Annotated in this window: 19 protein-coding genes; 7 read left to right on the forward strand and 12 right to left on the reverse strand. The window is 60.1% G+C overall.

The window, feature by feature from the left end:
• Positions 1-106: 106 nt before the first annotated feature.
• Positions 107-1,246, forward strand: coding sequence for a hypothetical protein (locus Z945_RS20630; protein ID WP_025052743.1), 1,140 nt, complete (start codon positions 107-109; stop codon positions 1,244-1,246).
• 73 nt (positions 1,247-1,319) lie between these two features.
• Here the strand turns inward: Z945_RS20630 and Z945_RS0114070 are convergent, their stop codons facing one another.
• From Z945_RS0114070 to cysG, 6 genes are all read right to left on the reverse strand, one after another.
• Positions 1,320-2,168, reverse strand: coding sequence for a ferredoxin--NADP reductase (locus Z945_RS0114070; protein ID WP_025052744.1), 849 nt, complete (start codon positions 2,166-2,168; stop codon positions 1,320-1,322).
• A 74-nt stretch (positions 2,169-2,242) separates the two neighbouring features.
• Entirely contained in the window at positions 2,243-2,656 is a 414-nt protein-coding gene (locus Z945_RS0114075) for a DUF934 domain-containing protein (RefSeq protein WP_025052745.1), read from the reverse strand.
• Positions 2,653-3,444 carry a phosphoadenylyl-sulfate reductase gene (locus tag Z945_RS0114080; RefSeq protein ID WP_025052746.1) on the reverse strand — a complete coding sequence of 264 codons (792 nt, stop codon included), beginning with the start codon at positions 3,442-3,444 and terminating at the stop codon, positions 2,653-2,655. Before Z945_RS0114080 ends, Z945_RS0114075 begins: the two co-directional genes overlap by 4 nt.
• Positions 3,434-5,098 carry a nitrite/sulfite reductase gene (locus Z945_RS0114085; protein ID WP_025052747.1) on the reverse strand — a complete coding sequence of 555 codons (1,665 nt, stop codon included), beginning with the start codon at positions 5,096-5,098 and terminating at the stop codon, positions 3,434-3,436. The genes Z945_RS0114080 and Z945_RS0114085 overlap by 11 nt, the downstream gene beginning before the upstream one ends.
• Positions 5,098-5,409 carry a DUF2849 domain-containing protein gene (locus Z945_RS0114090; RefSeq protein WP_025052748.1) on the reverse strand — a complete coding sequence of 104 codons (312 nt, stop codon included), beginning with the start codon at positions 5,407-5,409 and terminating at the stop codon, positions 5,098-5,100. Before Z945_RS0114090 ends, Z945_RS0114085 begins: the two co-directional genes overlap by 1 nt.
• The gene (gene cysG, locus Z945_RS0114095; protein WP_025052749.1) at positions 5,409-6,803 is read right to left on the reverse strand and encodes a siroheme synthase CysG; all 1,395 of its coding nucleotides are present in this window, start codon (positions 6,801-6,803) and stop codon (positions 5,409-5,411) included. Before cysG ends, Z945_RS0114090 begins: the two co-directional genes overlap by 1 nt.
• A 141-nt stretch (positions 6,804-6,944) precedes the next feature.
• On the opposite strand from cysG, the gene Z945_RS0114100 reads away from it, so the two are divergent.
• Positions 6,945-7,406: an Lrp/AsnC family transcriptional regulator gene (locus tag Z945_RS0114100; protein ID WP_025052750.1), complete on the forward strand. Its 462-nt coding sequence runs from the start codon at positions 6,945-6,947 to the stop codon at positions 7,404-7,406.
• Positions 7,407-7,426: 20 nt separating this feature from the next.
• Here the strand turns inward: Z945_RS0114100 and Z945_RS0114105 are convergent, their stop codons facing one another.
• On the reverse strand, positions 7,427-8,620 hold the full coding sequence (locus Z945_RS0114105) for a cytochrome P450 (protein WP_025052751.1): 1,194 nt from the start codon (positions 8,618-8,620) through the stop codon (positions 7,427-7,429).
• A 28-nt stretch (positions 8,621-8,648) separates the two neighbouring features.
• On the opposite strand from Z945_RS0114105, the gene Z945_RS0114110 reads away from it, so the two are divergent.
• From Z945_RS0114110 to Z945_RS0114130, 5 genes are all read left to right on the forward strand, one after another.
• On the forward strand, positions 8,649-10,445 hold the full coding sequence (locus Z945_RS0114110) for a sensor histidine kinase (protein ID WP_174412341.1): 1,797 nt from the start codon (positions 8,649-8,651) through the stop codon (positions 10,443-10,445).
• Positions 10,442-11,668 (forward strand): sigma-54-dependent transcriptional regulator, encoded by a 1,227-nt coding sequence (locus Z945_RS0114115; protein ID WP_025052753.1) that lies wholly within the window; start codon positions 10,442-10,444, stop codon positions 11,666-11,668. Before Z945_RS0114110 ends, Z945_RS0114115 begins: the two co-directional genes overlap by 4 nt.
• A 271-nt stretch (positions 11,669-11,939) precedes the next feature.
• A complete protein-coding gene (locus tag Z945_RS0114120; protein WP_025052754.1) occupies positions 11,940-12,935 on the forward strand; it encodes a DctP family TRAP transporter solute-binding subunit in 996 nt (331 codons plus the stop codon).
• A 93-nt stretch (positions 12,936-13,028) separates the two neighbouring features.
• Positions 13,029-13,709 (forward strand): TRAP transporter small permease, encoded by a 681-nt coding sequence (locus Z945_RS0114125; protein WP_025052755.1) that lies wholly within the window; start codon positions 13,029-13,031, stop codon positions 13,707-13,709.
• A gap of 4 nt (positions 13,710-13,713) precedes the next feature.
• Positions 13,714-15,090, forward strand: coding sequence for a TRAP transporter large permease (locus Z945_RS0114130; RefSeq protein ID WP_025052756.1), 1,377 nt, complete (start codon positions 13,714-13,716; stop codon positions 15,088-15,090).
• A gap of 104 nt (positions 15,091-15,194) precedes the next feature.
• Here Z945_RS0114130 and tpiA read toward each other — a convergent pair whose 3' ends face one another.
• The 5 genes from tpiA to rimK form a co-directional block, all read right to left on the reverse strand.
• A complete protein-coding gene (gene tpiA / locus Z945_RS0114135) occupies positions 15,195-15,947 on the reverse strand; it encodes a triose-phosphate isomerase (protein ID WP_025052757.1) in 753 nt (250 codons plus the stop codon).
• A gap of 165 nt (positions 15,948-16,112) precedes the next feature.
• Entirely contained in the window at positions 16,113-16,475 is a 363-nt protein-coding gene (locus Z945_RS0114140; protein ID WP_025052758.1) for a HesB/IscA family protein, read from the reverse strand.
• A 135-nt stretch (positions 16,476-16,610) separates the two neighbouring features.
• Positions 16,611-17,843, reverse strand: a complete 1,233-nt coding sequence (locus Z945_RS0114145; protein ID WP_025052759.1) for a glycerophosphodiester phosphodiesterase family protein — start codon at positions 17,841-17,843, stop codon at positions 16,611-16,613.
• 124 nt (positions 17,844-17,967) lie between these two features.
• The gene (locus Z945_RS0114150; RefSeq protein ID WP_025052760.1) at positions 17,968-18,330 is read right to left on the reverse strand and encodes an SUF system Fe-S cluster assembly protein; all 363 of its coding nucleotides are present in this window, start codon (positions 18,328-18,330) and stop codon (positions 17,968-17,970) included.
• Positions 18,331-18,436: 106 nt separating this feature from the next.
• The gene (gene rimK / locus Z945_RS0114155; protein WP_025052761.1) at positions 18,437-19,816 is read right to left on the reverse strand and encodes a 30S ribosomal protein S6--L-glutamate ligase; all 1,380 of its coding nucleotides are present in this window, start codon (positions 19,814-19,816) and stop codon (positions 18,437-18,439) included.
• Between the last annotated feature and the right edge of the window lie 29 nt (positions 19,817-19,845).

Genomic DNA, 19,845 nt, shown 5'->3' on the forward strand with positions numbered 1-19,845 from the left:
AATGGAAATTACCCTTGAACCTTTTGATGCACCCGCGCATTTGGTCCACAATAGCCTTTTAGTGCGGTTTTTTTGCACGGGGGGCCACTAGCAAGGGGACTTAACAATGAGAAATCTGGTTTGGATCATAGTTGCGGGCATCATCGCGGCTGGCGGATATATGCTGTATTCCGGCAAAACGCCGAATGAAGTCGTGACGGAGACTGCCGAAGCCGTCAACGCGCCCGAAGCCCTGGAGGCTGCCACCGAAGCGGCGGGCGAGGCTGCGGACGTGGCCGCGCAAAGCGTGAGTGATGCTGTCGAGGCCACACAAGAGGCTGCCAGCGATGCTGCGACCGCCGTGAGCGAGGCAACAACCGACGCTGTGGCTGCCGTGTCAGAAACCGCAAATGACGCCGCCAATGCTGTGTCCGAAACGGCAAGTGATGCCGTGGACGCCGTATCCGAAGGTGCAGCGGCCGCGACGGAAAGCGCGCAGAGCCTGCTGGAGCAGGGCGACGATGCGGCTAACTCAGCCGCTGATGCGACGACCGAAGCCGCAAACGATGCAGCTACAGCGACCGAAGAGACTGCGGCAGAAGCAACCGAAACCGCTCAGGATGCGGCAGAGGCCACAACCGAGACTGCAAGCGATGCGGCGACTGCAGCAGAAGAGACAGCTGCCGAGGCATCTGAAGCGGCAAGCGAAACCGCCCAGGATGCGACAGAGGCCACAACCGAGATGGCAAGCGATGCCGCCACCGCGGCAGAAGAGACTGCTGCCGAAGCGTCCGAAGCCGCAACTGAAACCGCGCAGGACGCGGCAGAAGCCACAAGCGATACGGCCAGCGATCTAGCCACTGCTACAGAAGAAACCGCCGCAGCAGCATCTGACGCCGCAAGCGATACCGCTCAGGACTCGACCGAAGAGATGGCGACTGAGCCAGCGGCAACTGCTGACGACGCAGCGACAACCGAAACGTCCGGTGCCGAAACGCAGGCAGCAGATACGGCCACTACAGAAGAAGCCGTGGATGCCGCACAGGCGCTCGCAGAAGGCACCCAGACTGCGGAAGACACCACGTTGATCCAGCAATTGCTGAGCGTTGAGGGCTTCGACATGGAGAAGGTCTCTGCAATGGTTGAACAGTCCGAATTGGGCACGATCGAGAAAACGCTGCTGACCAAAGGTCTGGAGCAAGCGCAGAACAACCCTGAATTGCTGCAGGTTACCTTGGAAAAAATCCGCGAAGCGCTTGGCCTGTAAGCCATTCGCCATACACAAAAAAAGGCCGCGTCCGAGGTATCGGGCGCGGCCTTCGCTTTGCGAGCGGGTCGGTTTAGCCGACGAACGCCTTTTCGATGACAAAGTGCTTGGGGTCGGAATTCGCCCCTTCCTCAAGGCCGAAGCCTTCGAGAACGGCCAGAATGTCCTTGTTGAAATCCAGACTGCCGCAGACCATTGCCCGGTCCGTATCCACGTTAATGCCCTCTATGCCCAGATCGCGGAACACGGTTCCGTCCTGCAACAACGTGGTGATGCGCCCCATCTTCGGGCTCTGTTCGCGCGTCGTTGTCGGGTAGTAGCGGATCTTGGCCAGATTCTCGGCTCCGATCAATTCCTGCATCATTTCATCTGCTTGCAGATCTTCGATCAGCTTGCGGCCATACTCCAGCTCCGCCACATCGCGGCAGGTATGGGTGACGACGACCTCGTCGAATTTCTCGTATGTTTCGGGTTCGCGCAGCAACGACGCAAAAGGTGCAAACCCGGTGCCCGTGGCGAAAAGCCACAGCCGGTCACCCGGCAGCAGCGCGTCATGGACCAGCGTGCCGACGGGCTTGGGCCGCAGGATTATCTCGTCTCCCGGCTGGATGTGCTGCAGTTTCGAGGTCAGCGGGCCGTCTTGCACCTTGATGGAATAGAACTCCAGTTCATCATCCCAGGCGGGTGAGGCAATGGAATAGGCGCGCAACAGCGGCTTTTGCTTCCCCGTCTCGGGGTTCGGATCCCCCATCAGGCCGATCATTACAAATTCACCCGACCGAAAGCGCAAGGACGCAGGCCGCGTGACGCGGAAGGAAAAGAGCCGGTCCGTCCAGTGTGTGACGGATGTAACGGTCTGCGCGTCAGGCAGGGTCGGCACGGGTTTGGCGGCGGTCTGGTTCACGGCGGTCTGCTTTGTCATTAGTTTCACTCACGCAAGCGGAAGGGCTTGCGCCCTTACTGTTAGAAGAGGGGAGGGGTTTGTGCAATCGGCCCCTAGGGCGCAGGTGTGCCGCGCAGCCGGGACTGATAGTCGTGCGCCTGCCAATCGGCGCGGGCCAGCCATTGGGGCGCAGGCTGGCGGGCGGCGATCTCGTCGGTCACTTCAACCTCGTCAAACCCCGAGCGGCGGGCCATTGCGTATTGATCGGCAATGACATGGCCATGAGCGCGCAGACGGCCCGCATAGCCGCGCAGGCGCAGCGCTTTGGCAATGCTGAAGCCACGACCGTCCGCAGCCGACGGAAAATCAATGCGGATCATTGCGATGCTGGGTTGCAGCTCGATCTGGTCGGGCTGTGTGTCCGAGGCCAGATGCAGCGCACGACAGTCGTTGGCCGCGCCAGTGGAGCAAAAGCCGTCCGCCCAGTCGTCGGGGACAAAGCCGGTGTCATTGATTACTTGGGTCATGAGGATGCTCCTTTGCGGACGGCCTTGCCATCTATGAAATGGATGCCGCATTCGTCTTTGGATTGATCGCGCCAGCGGCCCGCTCGGGGGTCTTCGCCGGGTGCTACTTTTGATGTGCAGGGCGCGCAGCCGATGGAGGGGTAGCCCTGCGCGACCAGCGGATGGCGCGGCAGGTTGTTCTCGGCGATGTAGTCGGCCACGTCTTCGGCCTGCCAGAAGGCCAGCGGATTGACCTTGATGCGCGTGCCTGCCTCATCGCTGCGCTCTTCGGTCTCGAAATGCGGCAGTTGCGCCCGTGTGCCGGACTGAAAGCGCTTGCGCCCGGTGATCCAGCCGTCAAACGGCTGAAGCGCGGCATTTAGGGGCGCGGTTTTGCGCAGGGCACAGCAGGCGTCCGGGTCCGTTTTGTGCAACGTCCCATCAGGGTCCTGTGCCGCAATATCAGCCCCGCGGATCACGGTGATCTTGGTCAGGCCAAGCTTGCGTGCGACATCGCGCTGATAGGCCAGCGTTTCGGGAAAAAGCATTTCCGTGTCGATGAACAGGATCGGCAGATCCTTTTTCACCCGCGAAGCCAAATGCAGCAGCGCCACGGATTCAGCCCCGAAGCTGGAGACCAGCGCCAGATTTGGCACCGCGTTGATGGCTGCGCGCATCACATCAGGCGCCGCGTGGTGGCGCATCTGAACGTTGAGACGTGCCACCGTCGCCGAGGGCTGGATGAGCGCGTCATCTGTCTGCGCTGTGGTATTTTCAAAGGGGTGAAGGGGGGGCGTGTCAAGCGGCATCAGCCCGCGCCTCCGGATAGAGAGCGGCTTTGAAGGGGGCCAGACCGAGACGGCGGTAGGTTTGCAGGAAGGTCTCGGAGGCCTCGTTGCGCAGGTCGAGATAGGCCATCACGATACGCTCCACCGCCGGAATAACCTGGTCGGCCGAGAAACCGGGGCCCGCGCGCTCACCGATATGGGCGTCTTCGGTGCCGTCACCGCCCAGTGTGATCTGGTAGTTTTCCACGCCAGCGCGGTCGAGACCGAGGATGCCGATATGGCCCACATGGTGGTGGCCGCAGGCATTGATGCACCCCGAGATCTTGATCTTGAGCGGACCGACTTCATGCTCGAGCTTTAGTGCGTCGAAATGGGTGGCGATTTCCTGGGCGATTGGGATCGAGCGGGCTGTCGCAAGCGCGCAGTAATCCATGCCGGGGCAGGCGATGATGTCGCTGATCAACCCGATGTTGGCGGTGCCGAGCCCCTCGGCCTTGAGCGCGTAATAGACCGACGGCAGGTCGCCGCGGTGCACATGCGGCAGGATCACGTTCTGCTCGTGGCTGATGCGCAGCTCGTCGTGGCCGTAACGCTTGGCCAGTCCTGCCATCAAGCGCATTTGGCGTGAGGATGCATCCCCCGGCGTTTTGCCATGCGCCTTGAGCGAGATCGAAACAATGGCGTAGTCGGGATTTTTGTGGGCTGCGATGTTGGTATCGGCCCAACTGCGGAACAGCGGGTCGTGCTGGTATGCGGTGTGGTAAGGGGTGTCGTCCCCTTTGCGAAACTCGGGTGCGGCAAAGTCGGATTCGATCCGCGAAAGCATCTGCTGGTCGACACCGGTGAACTCGTCGCGGATGAGCGCATAGCGGGCGTCCACGCGGCTGCGGATGTCCTCGATGCCGTTCTCGTGGACGGTGATCTTGATCCGCGCCTTGTACTTGTTGTCGCGGCGTCCCAACAGGTTGTAGACGCTGACGATGGCCTCGATAGTGGGCAGCAGGTCCGCCTGTGCGACAAAATCATAGAGCACTTTGCCGATCATGGGCGTGCGGCCAAGGCCACCACCGATAATGACCTTGAACCCGATCTCGCCATTCTGCGACACAATCTGCAAGCCGATGTCATGGGCCTTGATTACCGCACGGTCGGCTTGCGCGCCTGTGACGGCGACCTTGAACTTGCGTGGCAGGAACTGGAATTCGGGATGATCTGTGGACCACTGGCGAATAAGCTCGGCCACCGGGCGCGGATCGGCGACTTCGTCAGCGGCGGCACCGGCAAAATGGTCGGCGGTCACATTGCGGATCGTGTTGCCGGAGGTCTGGATGGCGTGCATGTTCACCTCGGCCAGCGCGTCGAGCATATCGGGTACATCGCGCAGCTGCGGCCAGTTGTACTGGATGTTCTGGCGGGTGGTGAAATGGCCGTAGCCCTTGTCCCACTTGTCCGCGATATCGGCAAGTTTCTCCATCTGGCGGCTGTTCAGCGTGCCATAGGGGATCGCCACCCGCAGCATATAGGCATGCAGTTGCAGATACAGGCCATTCATCAGGCGCAGCGGTTTGAACTCATCTTCTGTCAACGAGCCGTCGATGCGGCGTTCAACCTGGGCGCGGAACTGGGCGTTGCGTTCTGCAAGGAAGGCGGCGTCAAAATCGGTGTAGTGGTACATCAGAACTGCTCCTGTTGCCGTGTGGCCTGCTTGCCATGGGCGTAATTGGACGGGCCGGTCGCGCGGAAGTCTTCGCGGAAATGCACGGGGGTCGGAATGCCGTCGATGACGGTCACATTGGCGAGATATGCGCCGACAACGTGATCCACCTGTGCGGAGGCTTCGATCAGTCGAAGGTCGGCATCCGCTTCATCGGTCAGCACTTCGGCAAGCGCCAGATCGCGGGTCCAGCCGGTCGCGGTAAGATAGATCACATCGCCCTCCAAGAGCGCGTTGGCTGTGACAACTTTTGGGGTGAAAGCTTTGGGCATTATGCTGTTTCCTCGATTGGAAGGTCTGTCAGGGCCAGCGCTGCCGCGCGGGGCGCAAGACCGTAGAAGGTAAGGGCAGGGCCGCTCATGCTGGCGGCTGTGATATCGTCAGCCATTGTGGCGAGCGTCGTTTCAAGCACGCGCTGATCGGGGCGCGAGGCGTTTTCGACCACCGTCACGGGCGTTGCGCGGTCGGCACCATGCATCAAGAGCCGACCCTGGACAAAACGGGCGGACTTCTTGCCCATGTAAATTGCGGCGACCTGATCCGGCTTGGCCAATGCGGCCCAGTCGTGATCGGCAAAGCCCTTCATATCGTGGCCCGTCAACAGTCGCACGGATGCGTTGCGGCCCCGGCGCGTCAGCGACTGACCGATGGAAGCCACGGCGGCAGAGGCGGCGGTGATGCCGGGCACGATGTGCCAGCCGATGCCATAGGCGTCGATGGCGTCGATCTCCTCATCCAAGCGGCCAAAGATTGTAGCATCGCCGGATTTAAGCCGAACAATCTGTGCACCTTCGCGGGCATGCTCGACCAGCAGGGCATTGATCGTCTCTTGCGAGGTGGAGGGGCCGAAGCCTTCCTTGCCAACGTCGATCATCACAGCTTCACGCCGTGCGAGCTCAAGAATCTCGGGCGAGATCAGGCGGTCATAAATCACCACGTCAGCTTCGTCCAAAGCGCGGCGGGCTTTGAGCGTCAGCAGTTCAGGATCGCCCGGCCCGCCGCCGACAAAGGCCACATGGCCGCTGCGGGCGGTTTTGTTCAGGTGGGTCTCAAGAAGCGCGTCAAGCGCTGGCTGCACTTGCTGTTCGCTCTCGCGCATCGCTTTGGGTCCAGCGTTGAAATAATAATCGCGCCAAAAGTCGCGCCGCGCACGGCCAAAGGGCAGGGCGTAAGACGCGTTGCGAAAGGCTTTGCCAATACGGGCAAGGGTGCCAAGACCCGTGGGCAACCGCTCCTCAAGGTCCGCCTTGATGGCGCGGGCCAGCACAGGCGCAGCCCCTTCGGTGCCGATGGCCACGGTTACCGGATCGCGGTCCACGATGGCGGGGGTGATGAACTGGCTATCGCCAAGGTTGTCGACGATATTGATCAACGCACCTTCGGCACGCGCAATGGCGGCGGTGCGCTTGTCTTCGGCGGAATCCTCGTTGGCCGCATAAAAGAGTGCCGCGCAGATGGTGTCACCATGGTCAAAGCGGCGCGGTGTGAGCGTCAGCTTGCCGGTGGCAGCCCACTGCACGATCTCGGGCGCGGGGTTGGCCGCAAAAACTGTGATGCGCGCCGTGGTTTTCAGCAGCAAGCGCAGTTTGGCCAATGCCGCATCACCACCCCCAGAGACGACAATGCGGCGTCCTTCGGTTGCAAGGAAGATCGGAAAATGGTCCATACGTGGTGCGCTCCTGTAGTTGTGGTGTTGAATATAGAATAGTTTCCCGATATTTCGCCACATGACCTTTGATATAAGAACAGTGTTTCGCGAGTAACCTAATGCCGGAATGAATTGCCTTCGAAAGGCAGAGGAGATGAAATGACAATCCGCATAGACGACACAGATCGGAAAATTCTGGCGGCCCTGCAGCGCGACGCCAGCCAGTCTCTGGACGAAATCGCCAAGCAGGTAGGCTCTTCCAAGACGCCGGTGTGGAACAGGATTCGCAAATTGCGCGAGGCCGGAGTGATCGGTCAGCAGACCGTCATGCTGGATGCGGAGGCACTGGGGTTCGAGGCGTGTTTCTTTGTGCTGATCCGCACCTCAGAGCATGAAGCGGACTGGCAGGCGCGGTTTCTCAAGGCGCTTCAGGACCGGCCCGAAGTACAGGAAGCGCACCGGCTGGCCGGCGACATTGATTATATCCTGAAAGTGCGGGTCGAGAATGCGCGCGCCTACGACGCCTTCTACCAGGCGCTGATCTCGGAAGTGCGGGTGCACAACGTGACAGCGCTGTTGTCGATGGAAGAGATCAAATCGACGGTGGCTTTGCCGTTGTAAGCAAAGGGCAGCCTTTCGGGTCAGAGCCCGGACTGCGGGTCGATCATCAGCCGGTCCAGTTTATGAAAATGATAGCTCATCGCATAGGTGGGCGCTGCGGCAAGACGCATCTTTGGCATATGTCGAAACAGCGCCGGTAGGGCGATCTGCATTTCCAGACGGGCCAATGGCGCACCGACGCAAAAGTGTAACCCGCCGCCAAAAGCGGCATGAGGTTTGGCTGGACGAAACGGATCAAATTGATTTGGCTGGTCATAGAGCGCCGGGTCGCGTCCTGCTGCGCCAAGGATCAGCGCGATCTCGGCATCTTTGGGCAGGGTGAGTCTGCCAAGGTCGATGTCTTCATAAGCGAACCGCGTGAACATATGCAGGGGCGGATCATACCGGATCAGCTCTTCGACCGTGGCCGCGATGGCATCGGGGCCAAGCGCCTCTAAGGGGGTCTGATGTTCCAGTAGACATTTGACGGCATTGCCAAGGCTGTGCACCGTCGCCTCATGCCCGGCGTTCAAAAGCAGGATACAGGTTCCGATTAACTCGTCTGTAGACAGGCGCTGGCCTTCCGCTTCGGCAGCGATCAGTTCGGTGATCAGATCGTCATGCGGGGCGCGCCGACGCTGGTCAATATAATCGCGTAGGAAGGCTGTGAAGGCGGCGCTCGCGCTCTCGGCAGCGTCTTCGGTCGCGCGATCACGTCCGGCTTGGTACATGGCGACCATCGCGTTCGACCATATGAGAAGGTCATCCGACATCTCTTCAGGCACGCCAAGCAGCCGCGCGATGATGCGCACAGGCAGTTGCGTGCAAAAGGCCGGGATCAGATCGAACTGGGTGTCCGGCAGAGCGGTGAGCAGATCCTGCGTGACCGCCTCAATTTCGGGGCGCAGGGCTGCGATGCGCCGCGAGGTAAACGCCCGCAGCACCAGTCCGCGCAACCGGGTGTGGTCGGGCGGCTCCATATCCAGCATCGAAGTCGCCTCCACCCCGGACCAAACGCGCAGGTGATCGGGCGAGGGGTGTGCCAAACCGGCGGGCTTGGCCCGACCCAAACGGCGGTCGCGCAACAGCGCCTGCACGGTGGCCGCATCAAACGCTGCCGGCATCTTATAGTCCTCCCACCAGACCACCGGACCTGCGCTTCTTGCGCGGGCGTAGGCGGGGTAGGGGTTCTGGACGAAGTCGGAATTAAGCGGGGATTGGGTAAAGCGAAACATGCGCCATGCAACCTGCCGGGGCTGGTCAATGCAAGGGGGCATGTGCAATCTGGGGTGTATGAAATCGGGGGTGCAACAACGGCTGGCTCTGGTGCTGGCGTTTCTGGGGGTCGTGACGCTGCTGACAGGTGTTGTCTGGCGCTATGCCTATACGCAGGGACTGGACCAGTTGGCCGCGCGCGGCGAGGCGGATTTGGCGCTGGCCAGCGACCGGTTGGTGGGGCAATTGCAACGCTACCGCGATCTGGCCGTGTTGATGGCCAATCACCCGACAGTGGTGCAGACCTCGGGGGCGACAGATTTTTCAGGGGTCAGCGATCTGCTGCGCGAAGTCGCGGATAAATCTGCTGCGCTTGATGTGCTGGTGGTCAATCGCACGGGCCGGGTGACAACCTCTGCCAGCGGGGCGGCACCGGCTGATCTAAGGCGCTATCCACATGTGCAGCGTGCGCTGCGCGGTGCGCTGGGGTGGGGCCACGGCCCCGCGGAACCCCTGACGCAACGCGCCTATTACCACGCGGCTCCGGTCTTTGATGGGGCAGGCAAGGTGCAGGGGGCGGTGGTGGTGATCACCGATCTGAACGGGATCGACTACAACTGGCGCGGCACCAATCCGGCGGCGTTTTTCACCGATGCGCGAGGTGAGGTCTATATCTCCAATCGTTCAGAGCTTTTGTTCTGGCGCAGACCTGCCGACAGCGCCGGGCTGATCCCGCCTGCGGGCGAGGCCCCGCCGTTCGCTGCCATGATGGAAGGACCACATGAGATCTGGCAGTTGGGCTGGGGCCCCTATCTGCCGCAGGAGGCCCTGCATCTGACCCGCGACTTGCCGGTGATCGGGATGACGGGCGAGGTGCTGCTGGATGTCCGGCAACCGCGCGCACTGGCGTTCGCGCAGGCGGCGGCGGTCGCGGCGCTTTGCTTGGCCTTCGGATCGCTGCTGTTTTTGGCGGCAGAGCGGCGGCGCACCTTGGCAGCGGCGAACGTAACGCTGGAACGGCGCGTGGCCGACCGCACACAGGCGCTGCGCGAAACCAATGCAAAACTGGTGGCCGAAGCCGAAGAGCGCGAGGAGGCGCAGGCGGCTTTGCGTCGCGCACAGGATGATCTGGTGCAGGCTGGCAAGCTGAGTGCCCTAGGCCAGATGTCGGCAGGCATCAGCCATGAATTGAACCAACCGCTGATGGCGATACGGTCCTATGCAGATAACGCCGCACAATTTCTGGAGCGCGACCGTCCGGGCAGGGCAGGTGAAAATCTTAGTCGAATATCGCAAATGACCCAGCGTATGGGGCGCATCATTCAGAACCTGCGAGCCTTTGCACGCCAGGAGAACCTCGCCGCAACATCTGTTGAACTCGGCGCGGTTCTTGGGACCGCGATCGAGCTGACCCGCACCGCACGCAAAGCCGCAGATGTAACGCTGGACTTTGAGCCCGCGGACCAGAACATCTGGGTGAACGGGGGCGAGGTCCGCCTTGGACAGGTGTTCATCAATCTGATCACCAATGCCGTTGATGCGATGGCCGACAGGCCGGAACGCGTGCTGCGCATCGAGATAGAAACCGAGAAGCAAATCACCGTGCGGTTCAGCGACACCGGACCGGGGATCGAGATGCCGGACAAGGTGTTCGATCCGTTCTACACGACCAAGGACGTGGGCCAGAACAGCGGCATGGGACTGGGGCTGTCGATCAGCTATGGCATTGTGCAAAGCTGTGGCGGTCAGATCAAAGGCAGCAATCTGGCCAGTGGCGGTGCGGTATTTACTGTAACGCTGGAGCCTGCGATGGCACCTAATACGACACAGGAGGCGGCGGAATGAGCGGCGGCAGTGTTTTGCTGGTGGATGATGACGCAGCGGTGCGGGATGCGCTGGCGCAAACGCTGGAACTGGCCGATCTGCAGGCGATCCCCGCCAATTCCTTTGTCGCGGCCAAGGACCAGATTTGCGCCGATTTCGAAGGTGTCATACTGTCCGACATCCGTATGCCGGGGCGTGACGGGTTTCATCTGCTGGATTATGCGCAGGGCCAGGACCCTGATTTGCCAGTGATCCTGCTGACCGGAGAGGGGGATATCCCGATGGCAGTGGCGGCAATGGGGCGTGGGGCGTTCGGGTTTCTGGAAAAACCCTGCGCGCCCGCTGATCTGATTGCTGTTCTGGAACGCGCTTTGCGTACGCGGGCCATGGTGATCGACAATCGCTGGCTGCGGCAGTTGGTCGAAACCGGCGACCCCGCGGCACGGATGCTGTTCGGCACCTCGGACGCGGCCGAGACTTTGCGCCGTCAGGTGCGGCTGGTCGCACAGGCCGAGGGTGATGTGCTGGTCACCGGCGCGCCCGGGTCCGGTATCTCTAAAGTGGCGGAAGTCATCCATCTCAGCTCGCCCCGCTCTAAAGCGCCCTTTGTCAAACGCGCGGCCGCGGGGCTGGCCCAAGAGGCACTGATGCAGGCCGTGGCCGAGGCGACAGGCGGCAGTCTGTTCATCGACGAGATGTCTCATCTGCCCGCACAGGTGCAGCTGGCACTCAGCGACAGCGCCCTTGAGGGTGTCTGCCTGCTTGCGGGCAACACCCGCGATTTGGTCGCGGATATCGATGCGGGACGGTTCAACGCCGACCTGTATTACCGGCTTGGAGTGTTGACCGTGCGCATACCGTCACTGGCCGAACGACCAGAGGATATTCCGGTGATGTTCCGTCGCTATGTCGCACAGGCGGCAGAGCAGAGCGGGTTGCGGGCCCCTGAAGTCACGCCAGATGTGGTGGCCAACCTCATGGCACGGGACTGGCCGGGCAATGCGCGGTCCTTGATGTCTGTAGCGATGCGTTTTGTCATGGGCGTATCCGAAGATATCACCCCCGATGCCGCCCTTGGGCTGGCCGAGCAAATGGCTGTGATTGAACAGTCCCTGCTGGAAGCGGCGTTGCGACGGGCGCAGGGGCAGGCATCTGCGGCGGCAGAGGCGCTGAAGCTGCCGCGCAAGACCTTCTACGACAAACTGTCGAAATACAGCATTCGCGCCGAGGATTTCCGGCCGTAGATTTATGGAAGCCCCATGCGGCTGGAGGTCAAGCTGTGCGGAATTCCGCACAAGCCGTCCTTTCCATGTGCGGATTTCCGCACAGCGTGAAAACCCGCAGAAAGGCTTGGTTGAGCGTGCGTAAACGCAAAGCGCTATTTTTCATGCGCTTACGTCCAAAATTCAGGCAATCTGAACATGGACTTGTGACAGGCCATTTTGCATCGTTTCATACCGTCAGCGCAGGCCAAGACCTGCCAACTTATGATTCTGTACTCTGGGAGGAGAAACCATGAAGACGTTTTTCGCGGCCGCATTGGCCATGACCGTATCCGCAGGGGCCGTTGCAGCGGCCTGTGACGACGGGGAAGTCGTTATCAAACTCAGCCACGTTACGAACACCGACAAGCACCCGAAGGGGATCGCGGCCTCCTTGCTGGAGCAGCGCGTGAACGACGAGATGAACGGCAAGGCCTGCATGGAAGTGTTCCCGCAGTCCACGCTCTATAACGACGATCAGGTGCTGGAAGCGCTGTTGCAGGGTGACGTGCAGATGGCGGCCCCATCGCTGTCGAAGTTCGAGCAGTTCACCAAGCAGTTCCGTATTTTCGATCTGCCCTTCATGTTCAAGAACATCAACGCTGTGGACGAGTTCCAGAATTCCGAGACCGGTCAAGCGATGAAGGAATCCATGACCCGCCGCGGCCTGCTGGGTCTGGCGTTCTGGCACAACGGTATGAAGCAAATGTCGGCCAACAAGCCGCTCAACACGCCCGCCGATGCCGATGGTCTGAAGTTCCGCGTACAAAACTCCGACGTGCTGAAGGCGCAGATGGCGGCAATGGGCGGCTCACCCCAGCCGATGGCATTTTCCGAAGTCTATGGCGCGCTGCAAACCGGCGTTGTCGACGGACAAGAGAACACATGGTCCAATATCTACGGCCAGAAGTTCTTTGAGGTTCAGGACGGCATCACCGAAACCAACCACGGTATCATCGACTATATGTTGGTGACTTCGGTGGACTGGATCGACAGCCTTGACGCGGATGTGCGCGACCAGTTGATGACCATCGTCGACGAAGTCACCGCAGCACGCAACGCCGAGTCCACCAAGGTGAACGCAGATGCCAAACAGGCCATCCTGGATGCCGGTGGTGTGGTGCGCGAGTTGGATGCAGCAGGCCGCGAAGCCTGGGTGACCGCGATGAAGCCCGTCTGGGAGGAGTTCACCGGCGACGTTGGTCAGGAAAACATCGACGCGGCGCAAGCGATCAACGCCAAACACTAATCCACCGATCAAGCTACACCCCGTCTGATCCGTCAGCCGGGGTGTATCCCTTCGCGCAGGGTGCCTGCGTAGACCCTTCGCTGGAGTGACCTTATGGCACATGCCTATGAAGCAAAGACGGCCCTTGGCCGCATCGTCAATGAAATCGAAGAAACCGCGATTGCCCTGATTTTGGGCCTCATGACAATCATCACCTTTATCAATGTTGTGCTGCGCTACGGGTTCAACACCGGCTTGATCTGGGGGTTGGAAGCCGTAACTTTTCTGTTTGCCTGGCTGGTCCTCTTCGGGGTCAGCTATACCGTCAAGGTTACGGCACAACTGGGTGTGGACGCGGTGATAAACCTGTTCTCAACGCCGGTGCGGCGTGTTCTGGCGCTGGTCGCTGGCGCGGTGTGCATCATGTATGCCGCATTGGTTCTGAAAGGGGCATGGGACTATTGGGCACCTTTTGCCGGGCTTGATGCCACGTCAGGGCGCTGGTTCCCGACCGGGTTCGAGAACAGCCGCGATCAGGCATGGTACGAGGTGATCGACCTGCCGTTCCCCGAATGGCTGCGCTGGATCGAGCCGATTATGAATGAAGGGGAATCCTACGAAAAACTGCCGCGCTTTATTCCCTACGCGATGCTGCCCTTTGGCATGGCGCTTTTGTTGTTCCGGTTTGTGCAGGCCTTTCTGCGGGTCTGGAGCGGGGCGGCGAGCAGCCTGATTGTGAGCCATGAAGCCGAAGACGACATCAAGGATGTCCAGCATATGAACGCGGGGAATTAAAAACATGGAAGTTGTCGTTCTATTTACCATGGTGATTGGCCTGATGCTGATCGGCGTGCCGATTGCGGTGGCGCTTGGCACCTCGTCGATCCTGTTTTTGCTGGTGTTGTCGGATACCTCACTGGCCTCTATCGCGCAGACGCTGTTTCAGGCGATGGCGGGGCATTATACGCTGCTGGCGATCCCGTTCTTCATTCTCGCATCCAGCTTTATGTCCACGGGCGGCGTGGCGCGAAGGATTATCCGGTTCTCGATCGCGCTGGTCGGGCATCTGCCTGGCGGTTTGGCGATTGCGGGTGTCTTTGCCTGTATGCTCTTCGCCGCCCTCAGCGGCTCATCGCCCGCGACGGTTGTGGCCATCGGGTCCATCGTGATCGTCGGAATGCGCGAGGTGGGCTATACCAAGGATTTCGCCGCAGGCGTCATCGCCGTGGCCGGTACGTTGGGCATTCTTATTCCCCCCTCTATTGTGATGGTGGTATATGCATCGGCCACAGACGTATCCGTTGGACGGATGTTTTTGGCAGGTGTGATCCCCGGCCTTCTTGCTGGCTTCATGCTGATGCTGACTATCTACATCATCGCGAAGGTACGCGATTTGCCGCGTGGCGAATGGCAGGGCTGGGCCGAAGTGCGTCGCAGCGGGATCGAAGCCGGTTGGGGGCTGTTCCTGATCGTGATCATTCTGGGCGGCATCTATGGCGGGGTCTTCACGCCCACGGAAGCGGCGGCGGTTGCGGCGGTCTATGCGTTCTTTATTGCCACCTTTGTTTATCGCGACATGGGGCCGTTGCATGTGGAAGGCGAAGGGCAGAACATCTCCTTGCTCGCCAAACCGATGGCGCTGGTGACGGTGTTCTTTCATCGCGACACGCGAGACACGCTGTTTGAGGCGGGCAAGTTGACGGTGACGCTGATGTTCATCATCGCTAATGCGCTGATCCTCAAACATGTGCTGACCGACGAGCAAATCCCGCAGCAGATCTCGGCGGCGATGCTGAATGCGGGCTTTGGCCCTGTGGTGTTCCTCATTATCGTCAACGTGATCTTGCTGATCGGCGGGCAGTTCATGGAGCCGTCGGGGCTGTTGGTGATTGTGGCACCGCTGGTGTTCCCGATTGCGATTGAGCTTGGCATCAACCCCATTCACCTTGGTATCATCATGGTGGTGAACATGGAGATCGGAATGATCACGCCGCCTGTGGGTCTGAACCTCTTCGTAACCTCGGGCGTGGCGAACATGCCGATGATGAATGTGGTCAAGGCGGCGCTGCCATTTCTGGCCGTGCTTTTCGTCTTCCTGATCATGGTGACCTACATCCCGATCCTCAGCACCTGGTTGCCGACGATGATGATGGGGCCCGAGATCATCACGCGGTAGGATATGCTGCGTGGGCACAAGTTGCATGCAGACATGGCGCGCGTCCGATCCGGGCGCGCGCTGTTTGTTTGGCGGTGTGTCGGGTATTTGGGAAAGGGTGAACCCTAGGACGCTGCCAAGGCCGCAATGATGGGCGCGAAATCGCTGGCTTTGAGGGACGCACCGCCCACGAGCGCACCGTCCACATTTTCAGCCTCGAATATGGTTGCAGCGTTGTCGGGTTTTACGGAACCGCCGTAGAGCAGGGGGATGCTGTTGCCTGTTGCCTCGCCAAAACGGGTGGTGAGTTGGCCCCGGATGAAGTCATGCACTTCGGTGATCTGAGGCAGGGTTGCGACTTCGCCCGTGCCGATGGCCCAGATGGGTTCGTAGGCGATTATAAGCGAGTCTGCGGTCACATCATCGGGCAGGGAACCGGCAAGCTGATCTGCGATGATTTCGAGGGTCCGGTTGGCTTGACGATGCGCCAGGGTTTCGCCGATACAGAGGATCGCAGTCAGGCCTGCAGCTTGGGCGCTTTGCGTTTTGGCCCGTACGTCAGCGTCGGCTTCATGGTGCGCTGCGCGGCGTTCGGAGTGGCCGGTGATCACATAAGTGGCACCCGTGTCCGCAATCATGGGGGCAGAGATGTCGCCGGTAAATGCACCGGCAGTCTGCATATGACAGTCCTGTGCGCCGATGTGGATACTATGTGGCTTGGCGGTGCTTACCGCTTGAGACAAGAGCTGTGCGGGCGGACAGATCACCACGTCAGCATGTCGCTCGGTGGGGAGTAACCGTGCCAGCGCGTCAAGCTCGGACAGAGCGGCGCTTGATCCGTTCATCTTCCAGTTTCCGGCAGCGATCTTGCGGCGCATGGGGCGATCTTTCCTTAGGTGCCGGAGGGTCGTAACATTGTGCTGACTTTATAGCAACGCAACCCCTTGGATAGGGTGCAGTATCGCGGTGCGCGGTCCAAGTCGCCTGCTGCGTCACCACGACGGGCTGTGATGTGTTTGACCGGACAGGCGACGGATGCGGTCTTACTTGGCTGACAGAGCCTCGTCGAATTTGATCGACTCGCCGCAACCGCAGGCTTCGGTCACGTTTGGATTGTTGAATTTGAAACCGGATTCGAGCAGCGTGGTTTCATAGTCGATTTCGGTACCAAATAGGAACATTTGCGCCATCGGCGCGATCATCACGCAGGCACCGTCCTGTTCCACAACTTCATCGTTGGGGTCAGCGTTATCGACATATTCCATTGTATATTCCATGCCCGCGCAACCGCCCTTCTTGATGCCGATGCGCAGACCTGCGTGGCCCGCAGAGGTCATCAACTTGGTGATTTGCGTGGCTGCCTTGGGCGTGATGGTAACGGCTTGTTTGCCGGGAATTCCAAACATTCGGGTTCTCCTATACCACTTCAAGATAAGACGGTCAGACGCGGTTCTCAAGACGGGGCGGAAAATTCTGTTTCCAAACGTAAAAAGGGCCGCGCCAACACAGCGCGACCCCAAATTGTTGATGGATGTGATCCGTCAGAGGCCCATGCAATTGGCGTAGAAGGTCACGGTTGCGGGCCAGTCCGAGAAGACACCCTTTACCTTCACATCCTGCGCCAGCACGTCCAGCAGCTCGTAAGCGACGGCGTCGTTGTCGGTGACATCCGCGATAGACTGGTAGTACCAGCCGCCGCCCGTGGTCAGCGGGCCGGACCGTTCCATTGTCCAAGCGATGATATTCAAACCGGCATCTTGTGCTTCGGTCGCATAGACCGATGGCACGATTTCGCCGTCTTGTGTCGTCACCAGCATCCAGAGCGGGGGGGCGATATAGTTCACGCCCATCCCGGCCAGCTCAGCCATCGTGGGTTTGAAAGTTGCTGCATCCATCGGGTCGATCAGCCCCTCGTCATCGTCAGAGGCTTCGTAACGGTCGTCAAGATAGACAGCTTGCGCGCCAAATTCTGGCTCGTTTTCAATCCAGTAAAGCACATCGCTCAGATCGAAAGACTGGACCCAGACGTCCGACGCGGGGATGTTTGCAGCTTTGTATTCATCGACCATCTTTTGCGCATAGTCTGCTTGGGAAAAGCCGTTGTGCGGCATCTCGACAGAGGCCGACTTGAGCTCAGGGGTGAATTTTGTCCCGAGCGATTTGAACAGTTCAATCGATTCTGCGTGGGTCATTGTGCGGGCACCGTTGGTATAAAGATCGGTGCGATAACCTGCCGTGCCGCCCTGATACGCCTCGGGGGTGGTGGCTGTCTTGTCAGCCGCATCCATCTTGGGCGATAGCGTGCGGAATTCTGCAAGGGTCAGATCAGACGTGCGGCACTCGGCGCTGGCCCCGGTATCGCCAGCGGCGGGGGTAAAGCCCGTGGTGCATTTGTCCGCCAGGTCGGTCACCAGAATGTTCGTTGTGGTGTGCAGATCGTTCTGGGCATGACGGCAAACCAGCTCGTGATCGCCAGTGAAGGTCACATCGCATTCCAGAATGCCGGCGCCCATGCGCGCTGCGGCCACGTTCGCTTCGACCGTATGTTCGGGGAACATCAGGGGCGCGCCCCGGTGGCCGATTGAAAAGTCGCTGCGGGCGGGGGTCTGCCCGATGCAGGACGACAGTTTTTCCTTCAGCGGGCCGTCGGCAAGTTTGTCGATCAGATAGGCAGGGCGTGGGCCGTAATCAATCTGACCGGAAGCCGCGTGGCCGTCTGACAAAGCTGCAGTGGCGGTCAGGATAAAACCGCAGGCGGGTGTTAGAATGCGCATGACATCTCCAAGTTAAAGTCTTCGGAGACTACCATGATCAGGGTTTTGTAACAATCCCGCTACGGTTGTATTGCAATCTGATGACATTGAAGCCCGGATAAGCCGTGCCATCAAGGCTGAAGACTTACATAAATCCCAATTCAAGCCGGGCTTCATCAGACATCATATCCATGCCCCATGGCGGCTCCCATACCAGTTCGACATTCACCTGTTTCACACCGGCGAGAGGCTCGACAGCATCTGCGACCCACCCGGGCATTTCGCCTGCCACAGGGCAGCCCGGCGCGGTCAGCGACATCTTGATGTCGACCGCATTATCCGAGGTGATGTCGATGGTGTAGATCAGTCCCAGTTCGTAGATATTCACTGGAATTTCAGGATCATAGACCGTGCGGCAGGCCTCGACCACATTCTCGTACAGCGGATGGTCTGTCGAGGAGGGCGCGATCAGCGGCGTGCCTTCCATTGGTTGGGGCTGGTCGGTCATGGGAACCTCATTTATTTCTTGACTGTTTATATAGGAATAGGACCGCTGTGTGTAAAGGTGCCGGGCATGCAGACCACTTGCACGCCATACATCTTTTCGGATTGAATCAGGCTTTGCGCTTGCGCACCGGCTGCGGTTTTACCTTTGCTTCGATCTCGTCATAAAGCTTGCCCACGATGTCTTTGCCCGTGGCCTTTTCGATCCCCTCGAACCCGGGAGAGGAATTGACCTCAAGCACCTTAGGTCCGGTGGAGGAGCGCAAGAGATCAACGCCCGCCTTACCCAGACCAAAGGCGCGGGCGGCGCGCAGGGCGGTGTCGCGCTCTTGCTTGCTGATCCGCACCACCTTGGCCGACCCGCCGCGGTGCAGGTTCGAGCGGAAATCACCATCGGCACCGGTGCGTTTCATGGCGGCCACGACTTTGCCCGCGACGACAAGACACCGGATGTCCTCGCCCGCGGCTTCCTTGACGAAATCCTGCACCAGAAAGTTCGCCTTTAGCCCGCGGAATGCGTCGATCACGCTTTCGGCGGCTTTTTTGGTTTCGGCCAGCACCACGCCTTTGCCTTGCGTCGATTCCAGCAGCTTCACAATTAATGGCGCTGTGCCCACAAGACCCATTAGATTGCTTGTGTCTTTGGGCGAGGCGGCAAAGGCGGTGGTCGGCATTCCGATCTTTTTAGAGGCCAACACCTGATGGGCGTGCAGCTTGTCGCGGCTGGCCAGAATGCCTGCTGATCCGTTCACGCAATAGGTGCCGATGGTTTCGAACTGCCGAATGACCGCGCAGCCGTAGGGCGTGACCGATGCGCCGATGCGCGGGATCACCGCGTCATAGCGAGGCAGGCGTTTGCCGTCGTAATGCACTTCGGGCGCCATTGCGTTGATCGCCATATAACAGCGGGTGGTGTCGATCACCTCGACCGTGTGACCGCGTGCTTCGCCCACTTCGACCAGACGGCGGGTAGAGTAATTGTCTTCGCGGCTCAGCACGGCGATACGCAGGGCCCGCTGCGGTGCGATTTTGCGCACGGCGGCGGAGTGGTAGACGTCATAGTTCAGATCAGGCTGCAGGCGGCGTTCGGTGGCCGAGATGGTGATGTGGTCGTTCAGCGCCTGACGGCCCAGCAACATGCGGCTGGACAGGCCCGCGCGGTTGGTCAGCGTGACTTCGATGGGCCAGTTTTGGCCGCCGACAGACAACGTGGTCTCGATCACATAACGCTGTTCGGATTCGCCGTTGGACGAGGTCACTTCGCGCCGGTCGACCAAAGGCGCGGAACAGGTGATCACAATGTCTTCGCGCCCCGCGATGGGATGTACGTTGAACCGTACCTTGGGCGTGGCGCTGCTGCCGAAAGTCTCGATATCATGGGCATGCAGGGCCGATGTACGTGCCCCCGTATCGACTTTCGCCTTGATGGCGGGCAGTCCAAGATCGGGCAAAGCGATCCATTCTTCCCAGCCGAAATTAAGCTTATCCATCTACCGCACCCCTTGTTTGTGCCGGAGGT

This window comes from Sulfitobacter noctilucae (genome assembly GCF_000622365.1).
Classification (GTDB): Bacteria; Pseudomonadota; Alphaproteobacteria; order Rhodobacterales; family Rhodobacteraceae; genus Sulfitobacter; species Sulfitobacter noctilucae.